The organism is Nostoc sp. (assembly GCF_036916985.1).
Lineage (GTDB): Bacteria > Cyanobacteriota > Cyanobacteriia > Cyanobacteriales > Nostocaceae > Nostoc.
In genome coordinates this window covers 33,057-53,773 of the sequence record NZ_JBALFD010000064.1, presented here as the reverse complement: position 1 = coordinate 53,773, position 20,717 = coordinate 33,057, and the positions used below count along the sequence as shown (strand labels likewise).

The following is a 20,717-nucleotide window of genomic DNA, read 5'->3' as shown; positions in this document are numbered from 1 at the left end:
ACCTTTTTTATGTACCTGATGCTTATTTCATGTTAGCCCTTGCGTCCTTAACTGCGGCAAAGAAAAATAATCCTGTGAGTGGAATGCTCAATACCAGGATAATCGCCGTGGCTGTGACACCAAAATCTGGTTGTCCATAAGCGAGTTCAAAAATCGAACCTACGGCTGCGATCGCACTTACACAAGAACCACCCAGAAATAAACTGCTTTTTGGAGTTAAATACACTACTAGCCCCCTATGCTATTGGTTTCACCGCTTGATACGAAAAGCCATTCTTAGATAGCTCCTGGGCTAAAGTCAAGGAGTTTTCCACACGGTCTACAAATACCACACCGTTGAGGTGATCCATCTCGTGCTGAATGCAACGCCCCAAAAGGTCACTAGCCTTTAATGTCCGGGGACGACCGTATTCGTCTTTATAGGCGATTTCCACGACTTCGGGGCGCTTCACGTCTAGGAATACATTGGGAATGCTTAAGCATCCTTCTTCGGCAACACAGAGGTCGCGGCTGACTTGTTTAATGGTAGGGTTAATCAACACTAAAGGCTGATTAGCTGCGTTTTCTGGTTCCAGGTCAATGACAATTAGTTGTTTGTGAATTCCTACTTGGGGTGCAGCCAAACCAATGCCATCTTTGCTGTACATAGTTTGCAGCATTTCGCGCACTATTTGGCGAAGTTCGTCATCAACTTTAGAAATCCGCTTTGCAGCTTGACGCAACACGCGATCGCCTAAATAATGAAGCTCCAAAGGTGGATTTTTTAACTTTTTTTTCTCTACAGCAATTTCAGAGGGCATGAGTCTTGATGGCTAGATGGTGAAAATTCCTACTATTTTAATTCTATCAAGTTGGGGAGTGGGGAATTGGGAATTGGGCATTGGGCATCTCCACAAATTAAATATGCGTTACCCAGAACCCTTGTAGAGACGTAGCAGTGCTACGTCTCTACATTCTTTTTCGGAGATGTCTATTGGGAATTGGGAACTATATAAATTACGAATTACGAATTACGAATTATTGACTGGGGTGATTTGTGTTTAAATCTCTCACGAAACTTGACTATCTACTGAAAGAAACTTTCCTCGGTTTACTGCGGGGAGGTTGGATGAATTGGGCAGCTGTCAGTACTGTAACGGTGTTACTGTTTTTATTCGGCTTGAGTCTGCAAACCTCTTGGCAAGTCGAAAAACTCCTCTATCAGTTTGGTAGCCAGTTAGAAGTATCAGTTTATCTTGAACCAGATACGCGGATGGAAAATATTGAGCCACTAATCGCCAAAATGCCAGAAGTGGCGGGGATACAAAGCATTAGCAAAGAAGAAGCCTGGACGAAGTTAGTTAAGGAAATGAGAATTTCTGATATTGAAGGTGCTACCCAACAACTAGGTGAAAATCCTCTGGTTGATGAGATAAAGGTGAAAGCCCGGAATTCTCAAGTTGTGCCAAACTTAGCAACCCAGTTGGCTAAGTTACGGGGAGTTGAAACGGTGCAGTATGTTGATGAAGCAGTCAAACGCATTGCTCAGTTGCACCAAGGTTTGAACTGGATTACTTTCACAATTACAATTATTCTGACTTTAACAGCGATCGCAGTCACTACAACCACAATTCGGCTAATTGTCATGGCGCGTCGCCAGGAGATTGAAATTATGCAGCTAGTGGGAGCAACTTCTGTTTGGATTTACCTGCCATTTATTTTACAAGGAATTGCCTTTGGTTTAGTTGGTGGTGCGATCGCTTGGAGTTTCATTTCTGTGATTCAACAGTTTCTCGGTAAGTTGCTAGTCAATCAACCTGAGTTTATCCAAGTCATCACCAACAGAGTGCAACTCACTCCAGGAGAAATTTTATTATTGCCCCTAATTCTTTTGAGTTTCGGTGCAGCTGTAGGATTAATGGGAAGCTTATTTGCTGTCAGACGTTTTGCTAAAGGATAGTCATTAGTCATTTGTCCTTTGAACTCGAAACTTCGACCTCTGAACTACGAAATTTTCAAAGACCAAAGACCACTGACAAATGACCAATGACCAATGACCAATGACAAATGACAAATGACCAATGACAAAATCACAATGGGAATGTTTTTTGCAAAATCTTGGTGTTTGGGAAGGTTCATTTACGAATTTTTCTCCCCAAGGAATACTTTTGAACGATACTCCTAGTCGTCTTTCCCTAGAACATTTAAACAATAGCCAGAAAGTGCGTCTAACTCTGAGTCGTTCGGGACAAGATGTAATTAGAGATTTTAGTTCTGTGGGAGGGGGTCTGCTGTTTTTTGAAAATGGTTCATTTTCTGAAGGTTTAATTCAGCTAGGGCCATTTTCCGAATTTGGTGGAGAACTCGCCTTTGTTCATGAAAATCGCCGCTTGCGTCTGGTGCAACTGTTTGATAGTACTGGTCAGCTAAAAGAACTCATCTTAATTCGAGAACATCTCGCTGGAACACCAGCAGCAGAACGTCCACCCTTGCAGATAAATGATTTGTTGGGAGAATGGCAAGGCGAAGCAATTACAATATATCCAGATTGGCGTTCGCCTGATACTTACTCTACAACCTTCAAATTACAACTTGATGATACTGGGCGATTAATTCAAAATACATCTTTTGCAGAACGCACAATTACCTCAACTGCTAGCATCAAAGGCCCCATTGTTCTCTTTGACCAAGACCCCCAAAAACAGGTGCAAGTATTATTTTTACCAGATGGCGCTTCTGCAACTTCTCCTCTCAAGGTGCAGTTACGCCAACCATTTTTTATAGAAGTGGGTTGGTTAATCCAGCCAAATCTGCGCCAGCGAATGATTCGCAGTTATAACGATAAAGGCGAATGGGTTAGTCTAACGTTAGTTACTGAAGAAAAAAAACTTTGATTAGGGACTGGAAAATAAAAAAATATCCAATTAACTCTTGTGGAGTGAGCATCTTGCCCGCCATACAGACTGGGCGCTCATGTTGCCCACTCCACAATATTGGATAATTCATTTTGCATCGTTATTGCATTGACTTGCACCTTTGTTTTCCTTGTTCCCAGCCTCTAGCTATTAGTGACGATAGTCCTGTTCTAATGGGACAATTTAACTGTTCCCAAAATGCGGGTAATGATAAAACTTTATTTATGCGTATTCAAATAGCTATTGCGATCGCAGTAATGTTAGTAGGTGGGCAAAATCTCGAAGCTATTGCAAACTCGCAATTTTCTACTGAGGATGGCGTAAAACCTACGTTACAGATAGAGGGAGGATATGCAAAATATGGTGATTATATCGGTTCAACTCCAGTAGATACGCAGTCTGTGGAGTTTTCTCAGAGAATTGTCAAAGATATTCAGATTCGTTTTGTGAATAACAAAGATCAGTTACTCGATGACAAAGGTCAGCCGATTAAAGGACGCACTCAAAAAGATTTTATCATTGGTCTGCTGAAACTCAAACCTGGTCAGGTATTTCGTGAAGATTTACTAGAAGCAGACTTGCAACGGTTGAGAAGATTAGAGTCATTTAATGAAGTCAATGTTTATCGACAAGAAGATACCACAAGCGTTAATCTCATCTATGAAATCAAAGAGCGTGAATTTCCTGCTCTAATTTTCGGAGGCGGTAATAACGATGATGTTGGTCTATACGGTCAATTGGGTTATAGAGATGCAAATATTAGCGGTATTAACGATAAATTAGATACAACCTTGCAAATCAGCGGCAAAGATGTCCAATTTCATGGTCAATTCACTAGTCGTTATCGTCCTGAAGAACCAAACCGCTTAGGCTACACCATTAGAGGTTTTCGTAGTCGTAATATATCGGGAACCTTCAACGAAGATATCAGATTGTCTAACGGTGACAGAGTGCGCGAGGGCAGGTTTGGCGGTTCTGTAGGAGTTTTAAAATCTTTTGATGAGTGGGATACAGCTATAAGTCTTAATTATACCAGGATTAGCCTACGCGATCGCGAATATAACGTTGTACAGGTTGATAGATTAGGGAGTCCTTTATCTGTGAGCGGTACTGGCATTGATGACTTATTTACCGTATCATTTGCTGTATCCAGAGATCAACGCGATCGCCGAAACAATCCAACTCAAGGCTCAATCCTCACCCTTAGCACAGAACAAGCGATTCCCATTGGACTGGGTAATATTTCCAGCAATCGCCTCAAGGGAGATTATATTCAGTATTTACCAGTTAGTTGGATTGGTAACGGCAAACCAACCGACAATCCCGAAATGTTAGCGATTAATTTCCAAATTGGTACGATTATCGGAGACTTTCCACCAGCTGATGCTTTTAATATTGGTGGACTAGATTCTGTCAGGGGTTACGGTTATGGAAAAGTCGCCAGTGGTCGGAGTTATGGTTTAGCTTCGGTGGAATATCGTTTCCCAATCTTTCAGTCAATCGGAGGAGTTCTGTTTACTGACCTCGCTTCCGATTTCGGGTCTAGCGACACCGTACTAGGCGAACCAGGAGTACTGCGAAACAAACCTGGAAGTGGCTTTGGTTACGGCTTAGGATTGCGAGTTAATTCATCCTTTGGGTTAATTCGAGGCGATTTAGGAATTAGCGACCAAGGAGAAGTTAGATTGGAAGTTACCACAGGTCAGCGGTTTTAATAGTGTAACTAGTGGTGTATCGCATTAAATTTGAGGGATAAGAGAACGAACCGCAAAGGACGCAAAGAGGAGGCAGCGCGGTCTTGGGGGTTTTCCCCATGAGTGACTGCCGTCGCAAAGGAAGAAGGAAAGAAGAGAAGTTGAAATTTGATTCACACATTAAATATAATGGGTGAACTTATTCTTAACTTTTCTTCCTTTGCGTCCTTTGCGTCCTTTGCGTCCTTTGCGGTTCGTTTCTCAACCTCCTCAAAATTAATGGGACAGACTACTAATTTACAAGTTGCTGATAAAGAGTTTTCACACGTCCCGATTATTGATATTAGCACCTTGGTTTCTGAAAAAGGCGATCGCTATTCCGTAGCATCACAAATCAACCAAGCGTGTCAAGAATCAGGTTTTTTCTATATTATCGGGCATGGCGTAGACGAAAATTTGCAGCAGCGACTCGAAGAAATCAGCCGCCAGTTTTTCGCCCAGGATTTAGAAACTAAACTGAAAATCCGCATGGCTTTAGCAGGTATCGCATGGCGAGGTTATTTCCCCGTTGGTGGTGAACTGACATCCGGTAAACCCGACTTGAAGGAAGGTATTTACTTTGGTGCAGAACAGGGAAAAGAACACCCACTAGTGCAAGCTGGTACTCAGATGTATGGTTCCAATCTCTTCCCCGCCAACATCCCCCAATTTGCCGAAACAATCCTTGAATATATGGAAGCAATGACAAACTTGGGACACACTTTAATGACTGGTATTGCCCTAAGTTTGGGATTGGAAGCATCCTACTTTGCTGACCGTTACACCTCAGATCCCTTAGTGTTATTTCGCATCTTCAATTATCCTCCAAATTTGTCACCGTCAGATGGTGAACCAATATGGGGCGTTGGCGAACATACTGATTATGGCGTTCTGACCATTCTCAAGCAAGATAACTCAGGCGGATTACAAGTTAAATCCAAGTCACATTGGGTTGCTGCGCCTCCCGTTCCCGGTTCCTTTGTGTGCAACATCGGCGATATGCTAGAGAAAATGACAGCAGGTTTATATCGTTCTACACCTCATCGCGTGTAAAACCAGTCGGGAAATCATCGCCTTTCGTTCCCCTTCTTTTTCGATCCCAATTTTGATGTCGAAGTAAAGCCCATTGAATTAGATCATATCGTGGCAAATTATAATATAGGCGATCGCTGGGATCAAGCTAACATTCATGATTTTCGCGGAACCTATGGTGATTACGTTTTGAGTAAGGTGTCTAAAGTTTTTCCAGAATTGCAGCGATCGCTATTATAGGGTTTGAAGCCATTTCTATACGTCCAATGCGCGGAAGGGTAGGTGTACAAATTCCACAGCCCGAAAAAAGTGCTTCTATCCCAACCCCAGCAAGCATTTCACCCCATTAATCGCCCAAGCATCATCCGCGCAATGTCTGAAACACTTACAAAAAGTGGGTTTCAGTCTTCAATCTTTGCCGAACTCTTCCCAAAGGAATTTTCTAATGCTATGATTACCCCAGATTCGCGCAATCGCACCTTGAAAACTAAATATAGCTCGGCTTTCAGCCTGCCGCATTGCAATTAACCAAAATCCCTATTAGGGATTGAAACTAAAATCTGCAAACTTGAGATATTCCAAATCGATGGCTTGCAATTAACCAAAATCCCTATTAGGGATTGAAACTTGCGATTGTTATCGGGAGTCTGCGGTATCATGTTGGTCATATTGCAATTCATCAAAATCATTGCAGAGATGCGAAAGTTTGGTGGGCCCATTCAATTACAGTGGTAGGTTAATATGGGAGATTCCGCAGTTTTACCGTCTATTTATGCAGAGAAGCCGATTGAATTGGCTCCTGTTAAAGTTATTACCTCGTTTCCTGTCAATACTTTTTTAGAAAATCTAGCGATCGCACCAGATGGCACAATATTTGTAAGTAACCACGAAGTTGGCAAGATTGTTCGCATTAGTCCAGATGGCGATCAGCAGATTCATGCTACTGTTGAGGGCAAAGTGAGCGGTCTGGCTTTCACTGCTAATGGGGGTTTGGTGGCCACAGGTTGGAATGCTGATTCTATACCAGTAATTTCTTTAGTTGCCAATGATGGAACAGTAGAAACCTTACTAACACTGCCAGATGCAATATTTCTCAATGGCATCACTCCACTTTCTGACACTCAGTATTTGACAGCAGATTCATATCGGGGTGCAATTTGGCTGATTGATATCGCTCAACGTCATGGATCGATTTGGCTAGAACATCCTTTACTTGCTCGTAGCAATTCGGCAAATGTCACTCCGGCGGCAAATGGTTTGAAGCGTTTTGGTGATTTCCTCTACGTTTCAAATACGGAAAAAATGTTGTTGTTGCGGATTCCCGTTGATGCTGCAAATCAACCAGGTGAGCCGGAAATATTTGTTGAGCAAACTAATATTGATGACTTTGCCTTTGATGTGGAAGGCAATCTTTACGGAGCGACGCATATATACAATAGTGTAGTCCGAATTGCCAGCGATCGCAGTACTACTATTATTGCTCAAGCCGAGGCAGGTGTAATTGGTAGTACAGCTGTGGCTTTTGGTCAAAGTAAAAGCGATCGCACTGCGATTTATGTTGTAACTAATGGCGGAATGTTTTTACCTCCGCCTAATGGTGTGGTTCCTGCCAACGTTGTTCGGCTTGAGGTTGGAAAAGCTGGATATCCCTTGACTTGAGCGTGGCCGAATTTTATATTTTAAATTTGGGATTTTAAATTCAAAATCCCAAATTTAAAAGTGTTCTACAACAAGCAAATTGATACTCACCCCGCGAAAACAAGCTACGTGAAAAAATCTAAAATCCAAAATTGATGGAGATGGAACAGGACGATCAATTTGTAACCGTGGTCATTACACAAGTTGTCAAACCAGGATGTGAAACTGCTTACGAGGCTTGGTTGAAAGAAATTACCAGAGTTTCTAGAACCTATATAGGTCATCTGGGAACAAATGTGATTCGTCCTCAACTTGGGGTAAGAAATGAATATGTGATCATCTTCCGGTTTGACGGTTATGAAAATTTAAAGGCGTGGATGACATCGCGCGATCGCGAATATTGGCTGAATCAAGGTAAACATTTGGTAGAATCTGATCCTGATGTTCAACAAATCTGCGGATTAGAAGCTTGGTTTTCTCTTCCTGGTCAACCGCTGAGAACTCCACCACGCTATAAAATAGCATTGCTAACTTGGGGAGCAGTATTTGTGTTGATTAATTTGTTGAATACATTTATCACGCCTCTAATTCGCGGTTTACCACCCTTGATTATTTCGTTAATTATTACCATTACAATGGTTTTGCTGCTGACTTATGTTGTCATGCCTAGAGTTAGCCGTTTGTTTAGCTTCTGGCTATATCCTAAATCGCGAAAAGTTTAGCAATTGAAATTACTTTAACTCAACTCTCTTATACCAATTTAATGTGAAGTTGCACTAAATGAGTAACTCTCTATTCTTGGCGCTCTTCTCTTAGAGACGCTCCGCGTTGGCGGTTCGTTTAATATTCTGTGCATCTTCATACAAAATTGGTATAAGATCATATTTAAAGGAGTAATATCATCAAAAAGAATTTTTAATGAGTACAATCAAGAACAAATTAAAGGCTTTAGACAACACTTATTCAATAATGAATTCAATTATAGTTATGACGCTAGTGTGGATTATTCGGAATATTTCATAGAGGGCTTATTGATTAAGCCATTAGGTTGGATAGAATGGCAAATAACTGCGACAGAATTTTACATTGATGATTTAAAAGATTAAACCATAACAACAACTTCAATTGAGAATAAACGAGCCTGATTTTATCATTACAAGTGTTCTATTTCTATGCTTTTAAGAGAGCGGGCTGGAAAGCCCACCACACAATAATTAAAAACCGGATACCTCTTACCCAGTAGCAAAATTCCACGGAATCTGCTGGATAATACCCGATCGCAGTTTTTGCAAAGCATCCTTAAAGCCGATCGCAGCAACTCTAAATAATATGATTTTCATGAAACACTAGGTTCATCAGCAGTTTTAATTTCTCGCAAAATTCGTTCGACTTGGTTGACTTTTTCACCTCTATTCTGTTCTTTGAAAATATTTAAAGCTTTTTCTAAAGAAGATAGCGCCTCGTCTTTTTTATTGGTTTGCCACATTGCCAGTGCAAAATTAGTCAACGCCTCGCCATAATTAGGATTAATTTCCAGAGCTTTTTTATATTCAGTAATGGCTTCTTGCCAGCGACTTTGGCTAGCGTAAGCCATACCGATCGCATTGTAAGCTAGAGCATATTTTGGCTGGAGGCGAATGGCTTCTCGATAAACGCTAATTGCTTCTTCTGATTTCTTTTGCTGAAAAAGCGCATTTCCCAGTTGGAAGTGTCCAAAGGCATCTTCTGGAAATTTTTTAATGAATTTACGTAAATTTTCTTCTGCGTCTTTGAAGTCTCCCTGATTATATAAAGCATTAGCTTGTTGTAGCAGCTGCGATCGCTCTGGTGAATCTGCACCTGAAAATTGTGCTAGTTTTTGTGGTTCTTTGTATGTATCCTGTTCTGGCGTATGCAACGAAACTCTTCCAGGAACCGCTAAAACTAATGGTGATATCCCCATTACAGCGAGAATACTCAGCATCATGCAGCTAAAAGGTTGAACAAATGCTGATTTTAGTTTGCTCTTCAGCTTCATCGCCCTCAACGCCTCGATAATGTTCTTATCTCCATGATAAAATGTGCCGTGTTAGCATGTAACGCACTACAACTGAAATGAGCCGTTAGAAATTGCGTCTACCCAAGCAAAACCAACCTCTGTAGGGTTTCAAAGCTTCAATTCTTAGTCTGCACAGGCGGACGACAGTTTGTATAACTACGAATTTTATTCGCTTTAGCTATACTATACCAGGCGATTAGAAATCGCGGCTACACAAACGTTCGCCCTTGGCGTTCCCGAAGGGTAGGCCGCCTACGCGGACTCAAAGAATTTGAAACCCACGGAGGTGGGTTTTGTCTGTATAGCCGCGAATTCCATTCGCCAGGGCAGGCATGTTTTTACACTCATTGAGATGCTCCCAGCTGAAATTAGCAACAGTGCGATTATAGAAAGGCATCTCCAATACAGGAAATGCCAATCCAAAATCTAAAATTTCTATGCGCCTTCCCGTAATTTATCCAACACACTCCGATCTTCCAGTGTGGAAGTATCACCAGATACCTCTTCCCCTGCGGCTAGATTCCGCAATAAGCGCCGCATAATCTTACCCGATCGCGTTTTGGGTAAAGCGTCTGTAAAGCGAATTTCTCCCGGACGGGCGATCGCACCTATTTCTTTGACAACATGCAGTTTGAGTTCTTTAATCAGTTCCTCACTTCCCTGATAAGTGCCTTCTAGAGTCACAAAAGCAACTACTTCTTCGCCCTTAAGTTCATCAGGTTTCCCCACTACCGCCGCTTCTGCAACCGCTGGATGCGAAACTAAGGCTGATTCTACTTCCATTGTACCAAGTCGGTGTCCTGAGACATTCAGTACATCATCCACACGACCCATTACCCAGAAGTAGCCGTCTTCATCTTGTCTTGCGCCATCACCAGCAAAGTAAATATAGTTACCATCCTTAGACGGAATGTGTTCCCAGTAGGTGCGGCGGAAGCGTTCTGGATCGCCGTAGACTGTCCGCATCATTCCTGGCCAAGGATGTCGCACCGCCAGATAACCGCCTTCGTTATTAGGTACGGTGTTTCCTTCTAAATCCACGATATCTGCAATAATTCCAGGGAAGGGAAGAGTTGCAGAACCTGGTTTAGTGGGGATTGCGCCTGGTAGTGGTGTAATCATGATACCGCCTGTCTCCGTTTGCCACCAAGTATCAACAATGGGACAGCGATCGCCACCAATGACTTTGTGATACCACATCCAAGCTTCCGGGTTAATCGGTTCGCCAACGGTTCCCAACAAACGCAATGAAGACAGGTTGCGCGCGTTGGGATGGTGTTCGCCCATCTTAATAAATGCCCGAATTGCCGTAGGTGCGGTATAAAAAATATTAACACCGTATTTTTCAATTACATCCCAGAAACAGCCAGGATTAGAAGCACGAGGCGCACCTTCATACATCACTGTGGTTGCACCGTTGGAAAGAGGACCATAAACAATGTAGCTATGTCCAGTAATCCAACCGACATCAGCAGTACACCAATATACATCGGTGTCTTGCAGGTCGAATATCCATTTGGTGGTGATATGGCTATACAAATTATAACCAGCAGTTGTATGCACTACACCCTTCGGTTTGCCGGTGCTGCCAGAAGTGTAGAGGACAAACAGCATATCTTCACTATCCATCGGTTCGGCGGGACAATCTGCTGATGCACCTTTTTGCAAATCATGCCACCAATGATCGCGTCCGCCCAACTGCATATAAGTTTCTTGTCCAGTGCGCTTGACAACTAGCACGTTTTCGACACTGGGAACAGCACCATCAGCTAAAGCTTTATCGACCTGTTCTTTGAGAGGAACGATCGCATCTTTGCGCCAACCACCATCAGCCGTGACTACTAGTTTAGCTTGAACATCAATTAAGCGATCGCGCAAAGCTTCGGCACTAAAACCACCAAATACCACACTATGGGGTGCGCCAATTCTGGCACAGGCTAACATCGCGATCGCCGCTTCGGGAATCATCGGCATATAAATACCAACGCGATCGCCTTTTTGTACACCCAGTTGCTTCAATACATTGGCGAACTGGCAAACTTCCCGGTGCAGTTGGGAGTATGTAAGAGTACGCGAATCACCTGGTTCTCCTTCCCAAATCAGTGCGGCTTTATTTTTGCGCCAGGTTGTGAGATGTCTGTCAAGACAATTGTAAGAAATATTAATCTTACCACCGACAAACCACTTAGCAAAAGGTGGTTGCCAGTCTAGTACCGTATCCCATTTTTGAAACCATTCTAATTCTGTTCCAGCCAAATCTGCCCAAAATTGCTGCGGATCGGCTTTGGCTTTAGCGTAGAGACGCTGATAGTCAGCCAGGCTTTTGATATGGGCATTCTGCGAGAATTCCGAGGCAGGATGAAAGAGGCGATTCTCTTGTAGGATTGATTCGATGGTTGGTTGAGACATGGTTAGTTATGAGTGCGATCGCGATTGTTACTAAAAACTATTCTTAGCCCAGTTGTGCTACACAGGGTTTAGATTTTCGTTAAGCTGGGTGGAAATTGCCGAGTTATTTAGTTTACCGAAAATTTGGGTAAAAGCCGCCTCCTTCCAAGACAGCTTTAGATTGTATTTTCTTGCTATTTTTGATTATCTTATGATGACCATGCTATCATAAGAGTAAGATAAACAGAAATTTCCATGTTAGTTTTTGAGTTTAAAACCTACGGCAAAGCAAGACAGTTTCAAGCAATTGATGAAGCTATCCGAACAACCCAGTTTATTCGGAATAAAGCGATTAGATTGTGGATGGACGGTCAAGCTTCGTCTTGGGTTGAACTCTCACGACATTGTGCATTATTGGCGAAAGAGTTTCCTTTTGCAAATAAGTTAAACTCAATGGCCAGACAAGCCGCAGCAGAACGGGCATGGGCTTCTATATCTCGGTTCTACGACAACTGCAAGAAAAAAGTATTGGGTAAAAAGGGGTATCCAACTTTTCAAAAAGATTGTAGAAGCGTGGAGTATAAATCAACTGGCTGGAAGTTATCGCCAAACAGAAAATCTATTTTATTTAGCGATAAAAATGGAATCGGCACTCTTAAGATGAAAGGTACTCGTGACCTGAATTTTTATCAGCCTGAGCAAATAAAGCGTGTCCGATTAGTTAAACGTGCAGATGGCTATTATGTTCAGTTTTCCATATCAGCAGAGCGGACAGAAACCATTAAACCCACTCATCAGACAATTGGGCTAGATGTAGGAATAAATTGCTTTTACACCGATTCACTTGGAAATAAAGTTCAAAATCCCCAGTTCTATAGAACTGGGGAACAGAAAATAAAGCGGTCGCAAAGACTTGTTTCCAGAAAAGTTAAAGGTTCTAGCAACAGACGTAAAGCTAAAACTAGATTAGGTAGAGTTCACCTCAAAATAAGTAGACAGCGTAAAGACCATGCCGTGAAGTTGGCAAGGTGCGTAATCACATTAAACGATGTTGTAGTCTACGAAGATTTGAGGATTAAGAACATGGTGAAAAATCACTGTCTAGCGAAATCAATCAATGATGCTGGATGGTATCAATTTAGAGTTTGGTTGGAGTACTTTGGGAAAGTGTTTTTAAGGATTACTATTGCGGTAAATCCCACATATACTTCTGCTGTATGTTCTAACTGTGGCGTAATTGTAAAAAAGTCTCTGTCTACTCGCACACACGTTTGTCAATGCGGATGCAATTTAGATAGAGATCACAACGCCTCTCTAAACATTCTTAATTTAGGATTGGGTACAGTAGGGCATACTGGAACCTTTGCACTAGATGCAAGCAACGCTTCTGGAGAAATCGCCTCTACTCTAATTGGAGCAATCCTGTCAGAGCAAGCTATCTCGTAGATAGAAGAATCCCCGTGCGTTCACGCCGGGGAGTGTCAAATTCATTTTCATCTACCAAAAGCAAGCGATCAAGAAATGTAAACAGGTTTTGCAACCTATCTACTGGGAATGTTGCAATATTGTAAGTAGTCTTGACAAACAAAGCCTGAAATTATGACGCTTACCGTTGAAGCTAGCAGCTTATCTCTCAACGATGTTCATCGGTTTCTCAAACTAGAAAAGCTTTCAAGTGGTTCATTTACAGATTTCTTAACTTTAGAACCACTCTCTGAGTTTGAACAGCAGGATTTATTGCGAATCAGAAGCGACTTTGAACGTTATTTAAGCGCACGTAAAATATCTGAAGGTTTGGTTAAGTTTATAACTATCGCGCCACTAATGCGGCTAGCTGGATTTTACGATGTGCCAATTCGGTTGACAATGGAAGATAGTATTGCGATGCCTGCGGCGGTAAACAACGCAGTCGAAGATGAAGATAGAAGAATTACCGGGCGGATGGATATTTTAGCAATCAACAATCCTCAAAGTATGATTGCATCGCCTTTTTGGGTTGTAGTGATTGAAACTAAAAACAGCGCGGTTGAAGTAGGTGAGGGTTTACCTCAATTACTCACTTATGCTTTTAAGAGTTTAGACCAACTACCATCAGTTTGGGGTTTGGTAACTAACGGACTGCGTTATCAATTTGTTTATTTAAGAGATGAACAGCAGCCAACTTATCAGTTAATGCCATTATTAAGTCTGAATGAATCTCCCGGTGCAATCGAGTTATTACAAGTTTTCAAAGCTATCTGTAAGTTACCGACTTTTCAGTAAAATGAACCGAAATTGCGGAGCGATCACTGATGTCTGAACCTGCTACCCTAGAACTCATCTCTGATAATATTTCAGAGGACGAAGTGATTTTTCCTCCTGGCGATATACTGAGTGACGAACCACCCTTGGAAAGTGACCTACACCGAGAACAAATCGATTTACTGATTCGCATCCTTAAATTATGGTGGCGAGAACGGCAAGATTTCTATGCTTCTGGCAATTTGACAATTTACTATAGTCCTAACCAGAAAAAATCAGAACATTTCCGTGGCCCAGACTTTTTTGTAGTTTTGGGAACCCAGAAAAAAGACCGTAAGAGTTGGGTAGTTTGCCAAGAAGACGGCAAATATCCAAACCTAATTGTGGAAATTTTGTCAAGTTCGACGACAGCAGTCGATAAAGGTTTAAAAAAACAAGTTTACCAAGATACCTTCCGTACACCAGATTATTTCTGGTTTGACCCTGTAACAACCGAACTTCAGGGATTTCATTTAGTTGATGGTAAGTATCAAGAAATCCAAGTAACCACTGATGGACGTTTGTGGAGTCAGCAGTTAGAACTTTATTTGGGAGTTTATGAAGGTAAATTAAGATTCTTCACTACTGAAAATCAATTAATACTATCATCAGAGGAATTGGCTGAACAAGAACGTTTACGTGCCCAACAGGCAGAAGAGCGTGCCCAAGAAGCAAAAGAACGTGTCCAACAAGCAGAGCAAGAAATTGCTCGATTGCGGGAGGTTTTACGTACACAGGGCATCGACCTAGAGAATATTTAATGACATCAGGAAATTAACTAAAGACATTTTTGGGTTAAGATTTAGTTGAAAGTGTGTAAAAAAAGAGTTATCTTCTGAAAGTAGGGCATCGTTTGCAAGCACAAGAGATTAAGGATAAGCTAAAGTCCCTTATCGAGCAAGCCTCCTCGGTAGATCATAATTTAGCGAGAAGATTAGATGAAATCAATCGTTGGGTAAAGAACATCAAACCAGGTTCCCTGACTGCAAAACCCTTTGTCATTGCCTTCCTGCTAGAGGTGATTACAGATTCGACAATATGGCTGATCATCAAATCATTACCTTCAGAAGAACAAAAAGCAAAGTTCGAGCTAATGACGCCAATTGAGAGATATTGGTATGGTTATCTCTTTCCCAGATGGATAAATGCAAGTGACTCCAAGTTTTATATTTGGAAACAAAAATTGATGGCAGGCGAATTTAATCAGGTCGATAATGATATCATTAGATCAATAGCCCAAGATATAGTTCAACGAGAAGGTAGTTTTTGGCAGCGTTATATTGCCGACCTTTCTATGGCAACAGATTTGATTGTTAGTCGTAACAATCAACCACTGTGCATTCAAGTTACAAGTGTTAGTGAAGAACTTAATCATCAAAAGTACGAAGCTTGGCAAAATACACTGCGATCGTGGGAAATCGAGAGAGGGTTGTTCTTAAGCTACAATCCCAAGGATGCTAATTTTGTAAACCAGTTAGTCAACGTGGCCCTGTATAACAGTGATTACCTTTCTGGTGGCAAATATTTAAAATTTTCGTGAAATTTCAGGAATTTGATATTTCAGATTTGTGTTCTAGCCTACATACTTACGTGCTAATTAGAGCTTTTATGGCTAACAAAAGAGAAACTCACTGCAACAATCAAGTAGATACATTTGCTGAAGCTTTAGCAACAGCGCGACAAATGCAGCAGAACTGGTTAACTTATGGGGTTGATTTTGTCAATATTTACGTTGAAGATGTGGATGGAGACTGGCTAGAAACGTGGGGACATGACGAAATATTGGGTAATTTTCAATTAGATACGATCAAAGAATTTTTGGTAAGTAATGATAGTGTAGCAGTGAAAGTAAGACAGCACTTAGGAGAGCGATCGCTGTTTGATTTTGCAGTAAATTTAGAAGAATCTTGGAGAATTTCTGAAAACCATGACAGATTATCTGCTGTGAGGCACTTGTTAGTTAGTGAAGAAAATAGTGTTGATACAGATTTAGCAAATAGTTTGCTGGTAAAGTTGGCAGATATTCTGTGAGATTTTTAGTTGCGTAGTGGTGAGTAAATTGTGAACTCAAGGGTTTTCAGGTTTTCTTTTAGTGACGATTGAGTAGCATATAGGCGATCGCTTTTCCAGATAAGCTTTAATAATCTTTGAGATGTGCAATCTTTATCACTGTTAGTAGTAAGGCTTGATCCTGAATTTGATAAATAATGCGGTATTGATCCAAACGAACCTTATACAACCGTTCAGTATCCTTCAATGGGTGAGCGTCTTCTGGACGTGGATTTAATGCTAGTTCCTCTAACTTTTGTGCTAGTCGTTGCTGCACCTCTGAGTCCAATTCTGTAATTTTCTGCACAATTGAAGGTGCTAATGCTACTTGGTAGCTCATATCCCTAGCTCCTTTTTAATTTCTTCAAAGGGTGTTGTCCCCAGCCCTGCAATTTCCTCTAATGCTGTATGAGCATCTCTTACATCAGCCTCATCTAACCTTGCTTCAATTAGCTCATGCATTTGCTCTGTTGAGGTAATTTCAATTCCTGGTTCTTCTCTAAGTTTGTCCGTTAATGCATAAAAAGCTTCCCGATCAGCGTATACTGAGAGAGTTTTTTTACAAACTGCCCGACTTTTCAAACATCCTCTTAGAGGAAACCCTGAATGCATCACTACCAGATTGCCTTATAGGAAAAGTTAGATTGAATATGAATGAGACTTTAGCAGCCACACTAGGGGAATTACAAGCACAAATATATTGGTTACATGATGCTGAGGAGTTTGCCCAATTGGCATCAGCAGCAGCTACTATATATATGAAACTTGGTTATACTCAACAGCAGGCAGAAACGGCAGGTAACTTAATTAGTCAGGCTTATCAATTAGCGGATTATGCTGCTTTAGCCCAGAAAGCAGGTAATTTTGACAAAGAAATACAGTTTTATCATCAAGTTAAAGATAAATTAACTCAAGTAGAAACTACATTAGTTTATCAAAACAGTATCGCCATACATCAAATGAAATGGTGGATGTATTTTCGTCATAAACAAAAATTACAAACTATTATTCACTTATTTTTACAACATTTTAAAGCTGTAGGGTTGATTAACTTACTTACTGCTCTTAAACTTACATATTTTCTAATGGAAATAGGCAGAGTTCACAAATCGCGTGACATCGAAACCACCAAATATAATGCTATACGATACTGGACAGAATTATTGAAAATCAAACCGCCACAATATCCTTATCTTGGTTAAATTGCTTATTTTTAGGCTTGAGTACGATTGGTAAACTACGCATCCTTAACTTTTCCTCTAAAAATCGAGTAAGGGCAATTGCTCACTTTCCAAGAGAACCATCGTAACTATCCTCCCACACTGCCATGAACTCTTCCCACTCCTCGTCTGTCTGGAGTGCTTTGTCTTGTGTCAGTCCCACTATTCGCGCTAGCTTCCTAGAGAGCCAGTCCAGAGGTATTTTCAATTTGCGGGTCACGAAAACTATTAGACCAGTAATAGATTGAGTTAATTTTTACGCCGCTTCCAGATTGAACTTTCGCCTTTCCCTCTGAGGTTGTAGGTAAGGTAAGAATCTGAAAGTTTTCATCGTAAGGAATCATGCGGTGAAGCCGACTACCGCCGATCGCTATCCCCGCAGCAAAAGCATCCCTCGGACTCTGGAAAATTGTTAGCACGATAGTTAATGAGACAGAGAGAGCAAGGATTTTAGCCCAGTACAGTTCAGATAAGCCCAAAACACTTGTAGAGACGTCGATTTATGGCATCTTGAAAACCCAAAATTGTTGCCAGTAGCCCTTAACCCAAGCGTATTGGGTTTTAGCCAGCCTCTAAATCTCTAATTTGGTTAGTGTAGGACTGTTCGCGCAGCACCCCCAAGAGTTACCTACACTGCAATAGGCTTGGGGTTATTAGTGTAGTCTAAAGAAGACGCGATTTATCGCGTCTCTACATGAGGGTTTTGGGCTGATATGAACTGTATTACAATCTCCTAACCTCCTTCACAAGTAAGTAATCTCACTGAACTATTTGATGAAGTATTAAACAATTTGTCTTTAATACTTTATTTATGGTCTTGGTTAATCAAATTTGTGTAAAAAAATTACTGAATCACTGAAGAATAGATTGATGCTACTGTTCAGCAAGGTTAAGCTGGTAATAATATGAACAGGAAGTATTTTTGTCCTGATAACTGAAATGACCGCTCATCGTTTATCAATTAGTCAGGAAGATTCCCATTGTGTTAAGTCTACTAACTCTAAACAAGTAAATGTGCAAATTGCACAAGATGAGGTTTATAGCTTCTTCGTGGAAATTGTCAAAAAGTTGCCACCAGAGGATGTTTTACGCGAATTCAAAGGTTTATTTATAGATGGTCTTGATTCAGAAGATTCCGATTATATACCTGGAATATATAGTATTTTTTTAGATGATAACGAGCAGGAATTATGTAATACACTTAAGCGGTGTTGCTACATCATAGTTAATAATTGGAAAACTAACCGAAAAGACAAATATATCCAAGAATTAGTTAATTTATTTGTTAATGAAAATCTCAAGATAAAAGACAATAATCCTCCAGTAGTAAAGATTTGTAAAAGTTGGCTAGAGAATTTTGTCAACAGCAAAGATTACAAGGATTTGAAATTATTTGCTACTAAATACGAGGAATCATCTAAAGGTCATTGGGCTAATCGCTACACTTCCTATTTATTAATCGATCAATCTGTTAATGAGAAGAATCCTAAAGAGCAACAAGAGGCTGCTAGAAGGCTTTCTAAACAGATGAAAGACAAATTTAAGTTTGAACTAGCAATGTATATTGCTCGTTCTCAATCTGCCGTCTCAAGTACAGCACGTTATACAAATCCCAGTATTCTGGGAGATCAAGCTCTGCGTTTAATCAAAGCAATTGTCTTAAAAAGAGGTGTGTTTAGTCATGAAAATATTGCCCATATATTTATCAAGCAAACTCAAAACCAAACTCTAGAAGAATTTAAAATAAACCTGGAAAAATATCTATTTATTTCTGTAGACAATAAAGAATCGATAGAGGCTTGGCGGCAGCAGTTTGTAAATAGTTTATCCTTATGGAAGACAGATTATAATCAAGAAAATATCACTAAAGAATTATTTTTGAGAACCTGTAATCGAGTGATTGATTGCTTGACAACACAAAATGGCAAAGAGCCTTCATCATTATTTGTCTTATTGCTGAACCAAGGCAATGCTCTAACATTGGTAATTATTCTGTTAAAGATTATTTTGATTTCTAGAAATTCTCGCAGACATTTAGAAACTCGCATTGCTAATCTGATTCGTTTTTACGAAAAATATTCAGAAGAGGAATGCAAGGGAGTAATAAATTTTATCGAGATTTTTAATATCACCTTTGCAATTTATGCAGAAAACGTAGAATATAACCTGATTAAGATGGAAGAAGAAGAACAAAGCAGTAATCAGCAGTTAAATCTCGATGGTTATCGTGTGTTTTCACAGATGAAGGTAGATAGAAAAAAATAAGTTTTGCCTGATTTATGATTTAGCAAGGCGTTCGTCTAGCCAAGCGAGGATTGCACCCGCAGTTTCAGCTAGAATACTAATGAGACGATATACAGCGATCGCACTAAATACTAAAGCTGCTGGAAAGTGGTGTCGTAAAAGTTCATACGCAGTCGCTTCAAACACACCCAAGCCACCAGGCGCACCCGGTACGACAAACCCCAATAACCAAGCGCAACTAAAAGCCCCTAGCAACAAAGGGATTTGATTCGCATTCAACGAACCCAGGGCGGATACAGTTAGTATAAACCCAGTGGCGCGTAATCCCATAAAGCCCAATTCTCCTAACAAAGGGCGTAGAGGATAACTTTTAAGACTGAAAGGAACGGTTGGTTGAGTGGTAGCAGCAGACTTTTTTGCTTTCAATCTGTACAAAAAGCGAATAACTGGGTTTAAAAACCAGGGATGAATCGCACAAAGGACTACAGCTAAACTCAGCAATTGTAGTACTCGTATAACAAGGGTAGTATTAGCTGGTGCAAATTGGCTACTGCATAGAACAATGATGATTAAAGCAGCCGCTAGCATGAGTAGGGGTTCGAGCAAAACGCTTAGGGTAGCTGCACCAGTAGGAATATTGGCATTTTTGGCGGCGACAATTCGTCCGTAGTGATGCCAGATATTACCTGGTAAATACTTAGCTATATTCGTTTTTAGGTAAACTTGGATAAACTGGGGAGATGATACAGGTTGATTTAACTCTTGGAGAATCCAAGTCCAGATCCAGCCTGCCCAAGTATGAGCTAGTAAAGTTATCCCTGTAGCGATCGCCATAATTGCCCATCCTACATCATCAATGCGGATAGCAGTAACCTCGCTCCAATTATCCTTCAAAGCTTTCCCTAAAAAAAACAGCGTTCCCCCCAAAATTATCCAGCGGAAAAATTGCTTCATGGATTTAGTAATTTAACGGTGAGAGCTACAAAGGCTAAATAGCTTAAATCTTATGGTATGTCAGCTATATATCCAAAGCTTTTCAGGTATCAAACAGGTTGATGTAGCTCTTTTTACAACAACTATATTATCTTAGTTTATCTCTCCCTAAAGTTAGATAAAACTATTCCTTTTGTAATAAATGAAATGTTACTTGCGCTAGAGTAAAACTCATTTAATTCTTAATATCATTAATAAAAGTTATTAT

The 20,717-nt window shown here is 40.7% G+C and carries 22 protein-coding genes; 14 read left to right on the top strand and 8 right to left on the bottom strand.

Annotated elements, in window-relative coordinates; genetic code table 11:
- Window positions 1-22 precede the first annotated feature (22 nt).
- Together V7L07_RS21490 and def are read right to left on the bottom strand one after the other, a co-directional pair.
- The gene (locus V7L07_RS21490; RefSeq protein WP_292849232.1) at window positions 23-226 is read right to left on the bottom strand and encodes a hypothetical protein; all 204 of its coding nucleotides are present in this window, start codon (window positions 224-226) and stop codon (window positions 23-25) included.
- Window positions 227-236: 10 nt separating this feature from the next.
- Complete coding sequence (gene def, locus V7L07_RS21485) at window positions 237-800, bottom strand: peptide deformylase (RefSeq protein WP_335060923.1); 564 nt, start codon at window positions 798-800, stop codon at window positions 237-239.
- 236 nt (window positions 801-1,036) lie between these two features.
- Between def and V7L07_RS21480 the strand changes: the two genes are divergently transcribed.
- From V7L07_RS21480 to V7L07_RS21450, 7 genes are all read left to right on the top strand, one after another.
- A complete protein-coding gene (locus V7L07_RS21480) occupies window positions 1,037-1,939 on the top strand; it encodes a cell division protein FtsX (RefSeq protein ID WP_335060921.1) in 903 nt (300 codons plus the stop codon).
- Window positions 1,940-2,060: 121 nt separating this feature from the next.
- The gene (locus V7L07_RS21475; RefSeq protein WP_335060919.1) at window positions 2,061-2,873 is read left to right on the top strand and encodes a DUF3598 family protein; all 813 of its coding nucleotides are present in this window, start codon (window positions 2,061-2,063) and stop codon (window positions 2,871-2,873) included.
- 245 nt (window positions 2,874-3,118) lie between these two features.
- Window positions 3,119-4,609 (top strand): BamA/TamA family outer membrane protein, encoded by a 1,491-nt coding sequence (locus V7L07_RS21470; protein WP_335060918.1) that lies wholly within the window; start codon window positions 3,119-3,121, stop codon window positions 4,607-4,609.
- Window positions 4,610-4,867: 258 nt separating this feature from the next.
- Window positions 4,868-5,680 carry an isopenicillin N synthase family dioxygenase gene (locus V7L07_RS21465; RefSeq protein ID WP_335060917.1) on the top strand — a complete coding sequence of 271 codons (813 nt, stop codon included), beginning with the start codon at window positions 4,868-4,870 and terminating at the stop codon, window positions 5,678-5,680.
- A 90-nt stretch (window positions 5,681-5,770) separates the two neighbouring features.
- Window positions 5,771-5,899, top strand: coding sequence for a hypothetical protein (locus tag V7L07_RS21460; protein ID WP_335060916.1), 129 nt, complete (start codon window positions 5,771-5,773; stop codon window positions 5,897-5,899).
- 501 nt (window positions 5,900-6,400) lie between these two features.
- Complete coding sequence (locus tag V7L07_RS21455) at window positions 6,401-7,318, top strand: SMP-30/gluconolactonase/LRE family protein (RefSeq protein WP_335060915.1); 918 nt, start codon at window positions 6,401-6,403, stop codon at window positions 7,316-7,318.
- Window positions 7,319-7,458: 140 nt separating this feature from the next.
- The gene (locus V7L07_RS21450) at window positions 7,459-8,019 is read left to right on the top strand and encodes an antibiotic biosynthesis monooxygenase (protein WP_335060914.1); all 561 of its coding nucleotides are present in this window, start codon (window positions 7,459-7,461) and stop codon (window positions 8,017-8,019) included.
- 614 nt (window positions 8,020-8,633) lie between these two features.
- On the opposite strand, the gene V7L07_RS21445 is transcribed toward V7L07_RS21450, so the two are convergent.
- Together V7L07_RS21445 and acs are read right to left on the bottom strand one after the other, a co-directional pair.
- Window positions 8,634-9,314: a tetratricopeptide repeat protein gene (locus V7L07_RS21445; RefSeq protein ID WP_335060913.1), complete on the bottom strand. Its 681-nt coding sequence runs from the start codon at window positions 9,312-9,314 to the stop codon at window positions 8,634-8,636.
- A 456-nt stretch (window positions 9,315-9,770) separates the two neighbouring features.
- Window positions 9,771-11,744 (bottom strand): acetate--CoA ligase, encoded by a 1,974-nt coding sequence (acs, locus tag V7L07_RS21440; RefSeq protein WP_335060912.1) that lies wholly within the window; start codon window positions 11,742-11,744, stop codon window positions 9,771-9,773.
- Window positions 11,745-11,978: 234 nt separating this feature from the next.
- On the opposite strand from acs, the gene V7L07_RS21435 reads away from it, so the two are divergent.
- The 5 genes from V7L07_RS21435 to V7L07_RS21415 all read left to right on the top strand — a co-directional run bounded on the left by V7L07_RS21435 (window position 11,979) and on the right by V7L07_RS21415 (window position 16,034).
- The gene (locus V7L07_RS21435) at window positions 11,979-13,169 is read left to right on the top strand and encodes an RNA-guided endonuclease InsQ/TnpB family protein (RefSeq protein ID WP_335060911.1); all 1,191 of its coding nucleotides are present in this window, start codon (window positions 11,979-11,981) and stop codon (window positions 13,167-13,169) included.
- A gap of 153 nt (window positions 13,170-13,322) precedes the next feature.
- Complete coding sequence (locus V7L07_RS21430) at window positions 13,323-13,985, top strand: restriction endonuclease subunit R (protein WP_335060910.1); 663 nt, start codon at window positions 13,323-13,325, stop codon at window positions 13,983-13,985.
- 29 nt (window positions 13,986-14,014) lie between these two features.
- Complete coding sequence (locus V7L07_RS21425) at window positions 14,015-14,764, top strand: Uma2 family endonuclease (RefSeq protein ID WP_335060909.1); 750 nt, start codon at window positions 14,015-14,017, stop codon at window positions 14,762-14,764.
- Between the two features lie 92 nt (window positions 14,765-14,856).
- A complete protein-coding gene (locus V7L07_RS21420; RefSeq protein ID WP_335060908.1) occupies window positions 14,857-15,543 on the top strand; it encodes a hypothetical protein in 687 nt (228 codons plus the stop codon).
- 68 nt (window positions 15,544-15,611) lie between these two features.
- Window positions 15,612-16,034 (top strand): hypothetical protein, encoded by a 423-nt coding sequence (locus V7L07_RS21415; RefSeq protein WP_334979585.1) that lies wholly within the window; start codon window positions 15,612-15,614, stop codon window positions 16,032-16,034.
- A 106-nt stretch (window positions 16,035-16,140) separates the two neighbouring features.
- Here the strand turns inward: V7L07_RS21415 and V7L07_RS21410 are convergent, their stop codons facing one another.
- Both V7L07_RS21410 and V7L07_RS21405 read right to left on the bottom strand, forming a co-directional pair.
- Window positions 16,141-16,392, bottom strand: a complete 252-nt coding sequence (locus tag V7L07_RS21410; RefSeq protein ID WP_335060907.1) for a type II toxin-antitoxin system RelE family toxin — start codon at window positions 16,390-16,392, stop codon at window positions 16,141-16,143.
- On the bottom strand, window positions 16,389-16,664 hold the full coding sequence (locus tag V7L07_RS21405; RefSeq protein WP_335060906.1) for a hypothetical protein: 276 nt from the start codon (window positions 16,662-16,664) through the stop codon (window positions 16,389-16,391). The genes V7L07_RS21410 and V7L07_RS21405 overlap by 4 nt, the downstream gene beginning before the upstream one ends.
- Before the next feature lie 38 nt (window positions 16,665-16,702).
- Between V7L07_RS21405 and V7L07_RS21400 the strand changes: the two genes are divergently transcribed.
- Complete coding sequence (locus V7L07_RS21400) at window positions 16,703-17,254, top strand: hypothetical protein (RefSeq protein ID WP_335060905.1); 552 nt, start codon at window positions 16,703-16,705, stop codon at window positions 17,252-17,254.
- Between the two features lie 197 nt (window positions 17,255-17,451).
- On the opposite strand, the gene V7L07_RS21395 is transcribed toward V7L07_RS21400, so the two are convergent.
- On the bottom strand, window positions 17,452-17,691 hold the full coding sequence (locus V7L07_RS21395) for a hypothetical protein (protein ID WP_335060904.1): 240 nt from the start codon (window positions 17,689-17,691) through the stop codon (window positions 17,452-17,454).
- Window positions 17,692-18,211: 520 nt separating this feature from the next.
- Here V7L07_RS21395 and V7L07_RS21390 point away from each other — a divergent pair.
- Complete coding sequence (locus V7L07_RS21390; RefSeq protein ID WP_335060903.1) at window positions 18,212-19,537, top strand: hypothetical protein; 1,326 nt, start codon at window positions 18,212-18,214, stop codon at window positions 19,535-19,537.
- Window positions 19,538-19,549: 12 nt separating this feature from the next.
- Here the strand turns inward: V7L07_RS21390 and V7L07_RS21385 are convergent, their stop codons facing one another.
- Window positions 19,550-20,470 carry a lysylphosphatidylglycerol synthase domain-containing protein gene (locus V7L07_RS21385; protein WP_335060902.1) on the bottom strand — a complete coding sequence of 307 codons (921 nt, stop codon included), beginning with the start codon at window positions 20,468-20,470 and terminating at the stop codon, window positions 19,550-19,552.
- Window positions 20,471-20,717 lie beyond the last annotated feature (247 nt).

What these genes read in the sequence shown, in the direction of transcription:
- def (WP_335060923.1), bottom strand. Translation starts at nt 800, where the DNA reads ATGCCCTCTGAAATTGCTGTAGAGAAAAAAAAGTTAAAAAATCCACCT.
- V7L07_RS21475 (WP_335060919.1), top strand. Translation starts at nt 2,061, where the DNA reads ATGACAAAATCACAATGGGAATGTTTTTTGCAAAATCTTGGTGTTTGG.
- V7L07_RS21470 (WP_335060918.1), top strand. Translation starts at nt 3,119, where the DNA reads ATGCGTATTCAAATAGCTATTGCGATCGCAGTAATGTTAGTAGGTGGG.
- V7L07_RS21465 (WP_335060917.1), top strand. Translation starts at nt 4,868, where the DNA reads ATGGGACAGACTACTAATTTACAAGTTGCTGATAAAGAGTTTTCACAC.
- V7L07_RS21455 (WP_335060915.1), top strand. Translation starts at nt 6,401, where the DNA reads ATGGGAGATTCCGCAGTTTTACCGTCTATTTATGCAGAGAAGCCGATT.
- V7L07_RS21450 (WP_335060914.1), top strand. Translation starts at nt 7,459, where the DNA reads ATGGAACAGGACGATCAATTTGTAACCGTGGTCATTACACAAGTTGTC.
- V7L07_RS21445 (WP_335060913.1), bottom strand. Translation starts at nt 9,314, where the DNA reads ATGAAGCTGAAGAGCAAACTAAAATCAGCATTTGTTCAACCTTTTAGC.
- acs (WP_335060912.1), bottom strand. Translation starts at nt 11,744, where the DNA reads ATGTCTCAACCAACCATCGAATCAATCCTACAAGAGAATCGCCTCTTT.
- V7L07_RS21435 (WP_335060911.1), top strand. Translation starts at nt 11,979, where the DNA reads ATGTTAGTTTTTGAGTTTAAAACCTACGGCAAAGCAAGACAGTTTCAA.
- V7L07_RS21430 (WP_335060910.1), top strand. Translation starts at nt 13,323, where the DNA reads ATGACGCTTACCGTTGAAGCTAGCAGCTTATCTCTCAACGATGTTCAT.
- V7L07_RS21425 (WP_335060909.1), top strand. Translation starts at nt 14,015, where the DNA reads ATGTCTGAACCTGCTACCCTAGAACTCATCTCTGATAATATTTCAGAG.
- V7L07_RS21415 (WP_334979585.1), top strand. Translation starts at nt 15,612, where the DNA reads ATGGCTAACAAAAGAGAAACTCACTGCAACAATCAAGTAGATACATTT.
- V7L07_RS21410 (WP_335060907.1), bottom strand. Translation starts at nt 16,392, where the DNA reads ATGAGCTACCAAGTAGCATTAGCACCTTCAATTGTGCAGAAAATTACA.
- V7L07_RS21405 (WP_335060906.1), bottom strand. Translation starts at nt 16,664, where the DNA reads ATGCATTCAGGGTTTCCTCTAAGAGGATGTTTGAAAAGTCGGGCAGTT.
- V7L07_RS21400 (WP_335060905.1), top strand. Translation starts at nt 16,703, where the DNA reads ATGAATGAGACTTTAGCAGCCACACTAGGGGAATTACAAGCACAAATA.
- V7L07_RS21390 (WP_335060903.1), top strand. Translation starts at nt 18,212, where the DNA reads ATGACCGCTCATCGTTTATCAATTAGTCAGGAAGATTCCCATTGTGTT.
- V7L07_RS21385 (WP_335060902.1), bottom strand. Translation starts at nt 20,470, where the DNA reads ATGAAGCAATTTTTCCGCTGGATAATTTTGGGGGGAACGCTGTTTTTT.